The organism is Massilia psychrophila, assembly GCF_002760665.1.
Taxonomy (GTDB): Bacteria; Pseudomonadota; Gammaproteobacteria; order Burkholderiales; family Burkholderiaceae_D; genus JAFCUW01.
Genome location: NZ_PDOB01000077.1, coordinates 1 through 2,636 on the forward strand (window position 1 = coordinate 1; position 2,636 = coordinate 2,636).

Annotated in this window: 2 protein-coding genes; both read left to right on the forward strand. The window is 63.9% G+C overall.

Translation table 11 applies throughout. The features are described 5' to 3' along the window. Window positions 1-234 precede the first annotated feature (234 nt). Window positions 235-1,758, forward strand: a complete 1,524-nt coding sequence (istA, locus tag CR103_RS21655) for an IS21 family transposase (protein WP_099917947.1) — start codon at window positions 235-237, stop codon at window positions 1,756-1,758. Window positions 1,759-1,777: 19 nt separating this feature from the next. After that, window positions 1,778-2,545 carry an IS21-like element helper ATPase IstB gene (istB, locus tag CR103_RS21660; protein WP_099917948.1) on the forward strand — a complete coding sequence of 256 codons (768 nt, stop codon included), beginning with the start codon at window positions 1,778-1,780 and terminating at the stop codon, window positions 2,543-2,545. Window positions 2,546-2,636: the final 91 nt, after the last annotated feature.

Sequence of the window (2,636 nt, forward strand, 5' to 3'; positions counted from 1 at the left end):
TGGGTATTCCGGACCAACGTGACCAGTGATTCCGGCATCGTGACCAGTCATTCCATTTGAACGTGACCGCTCATTCCGGGCGAACGTGACCGATTTCGGGGCTTTTCCGGAATCAGCGGTCACGATGCCGGAATCACTGGTCACGATGCTGGAACGGCGTCGTACAGCGCAGTAATGGTGTTACGCATTTTGCAACCGAACGGGTACGCTTCCAGTTTTTTGACTGGAAGCAGCATGCCCGCACCAAGGATCACTATGCGTAAGATCAAGGACGTATTACGGCTCAAGCTCGATGCCAAACTGTCGCACCAGCAGATCGCCAATGCGCTTGGGCTGTCGAAGGGTGTCGTCACGAAGTACGTAGGCCTGGCTGCCGCCGCTGACCTGGACTGGACGGCAGTACAGGACATGGACGAAGCAGCGCTGGAGCGGCGCCTGATGGTCGGTTCCCAGAAGGCGCGGGATTATGTGCAGCCCGACTACGGCCGCGTGCACCACGAGCTGCGGCGCAAGGGCATGACATTGATGCTGCTGTGGGAGGAGCACCGCGCCGATTATGCGGCCAGCCAGACCTACGCCTACTCGCAGTTCTGCGACAACTACCGTCGCTTCGCCAAGCAACTCAAGCGCTCGATGCGCCAGGTCCACCGCGCCGGCGAGAAGCTGTTCATCGATTACGCCGGCCCGACCATCACGCTCACCGACGGCGGCCGTGCCCACATCTTCGTGGCCTCGATGGGCGCGTCGAGCTACACCTACGCCTGCGCCACGCCACGCGAGACGATGGCCGACTGGCTTGAGTCGACAGCGCGCGCGCTCGCCTTCTACGGCGGCGTGACCCAGCTGATCGTGCCAGATAACCCGAGGGCAATGATCGCGGACGCCAACCGCTACGAGCCGCGCAGCAACGACACTGTGCTCGACTTCGCGCGACACTATGGCACGTCAATCCTTCCGGCTCGCCCTTACTCGCCACAAGATAAGGCCAAAGCCGAGTCTGCAGTGCAGATCGTCGAGCGCTGGATCATGGCGCGCCTGCGCCACCAGCAGTTCGGCAGCGTCCACGAGGTCAACGCGGCGATGGCGCCGTTGCTGACGAGGCTCAACGACAAGCCGTTCCAGAAGCTGCCGGGCAGCCGCGCCAGCACCTTCCTTGAAATCGATGCACCGGCCTTGCTGCCGCTGCCGTTGCAGCGTTACGAGATGGCTCACTTCAAGACCGTCAAGGTCCACATCGACTACCACGTCGAGGTCGAGCGCCACCGCTACAGCGTGCCGCAAACCCTGGTTGGTCAGGTGCTGGAAGCGCGCATCACCACAGCCGTGGTCGAGCTGCTGCACCGTGGCCAGCGCGTCGCCAGCCATGCCCGCAACAGCCGGGTCGGCGGCTTCACCACCACACCGGCCCACATGCCGGCGGCGCACCGCGCCCACATGGAATGGACGCCGCAGCGGCTGATCCACTGGGGCCAGAGCATCGGTCCGGCGACGGCCGAAGCGGTAACGCGGCTGATGGCCGAGAACCGGCATCCCGAGCACGGCTACCGCGCCTGCCTTGGCCTGCTGTCGCTGGCCAAGCGCTACGGCAAAGTGCGCCTGGAGGCGGCCTGCATGCTGGCCCTGCAGATCGGCGCCTGCCAGTACCGCCACGTGCGCGACATCCTTACCAACAACTGCGACCAGAGCGCACCGGCCACCACCGGCGAATGGGTCAGTCCCGAGCACGCCCACCTGCGCGGCCCCGGCTACTACCAATAAAAACAAGAGGAACAAGACGATGATGATGCACACCACCCTGGCGCAACTGCGCTCACTGAAACTGGACGGCCTGGCGGCCGGCCTTGAAGAACAACTGGCACAACCGGGCATGGCCGCCTTGAGCTTCGAGGAGCGCATGGCACTGTTGATCGACCGCGAGGTCCACGCCCGCAATGACCGCAAGCTGGTACGGCTGCTCAAGAACGCACACCTCAAATATGGGCAGGCGGCAATCGAGGACATCGACGCGCGCGCCGGTCGCGGCATCGATCGGCGTGAGGTGATGAGCCTGGCTTTGGGCGACTGGGTCAGCGCCGGCCACAGTGTGCTGGTGACCGGCCCGACCGGCGCCGGCAAGTCGTGGCTGGCCTGTGCACTGGCGCAGTACGCCTGCCGGCGTGGTTACTCCGCCGTCTACCAGCGCGTACCGCGCTTGCAGGAAGAACTGCGCATCCGGCACGGCAGCGGGGTCTTCGGCAAATGGCTGCTGCAACTGGCCAAGATCGACGTGCTGATTTTAGACGACTGGGGCATGGGCGCCATCGACAGCATGACCCGTTCGGACCTGCTGGAGATCATCGACGACCGCGCCGGCAGCAAGGCCACGATCATCACCAGCCAGCTGCCGGTGGAGCACTGGCACGCCTGGATCGGCGACGCCACCATCGCCGACGCCATCCTGGACCGCGTCATGCAGCGCAACCACCGCTTCACGCTGACCGGCGACTCGCTGCGTGCCGAACGATCAAAAAGCGCTAAAAAGGAGAAAAATATCGACCCATCGTGACCGCAGGCATTAGAATTTGACCGCGTAACGCCATCTCATGCGCAGCGGTCACGTTCGCCGGAATGAGCGGTCACGTTCGCCGGAATACGCA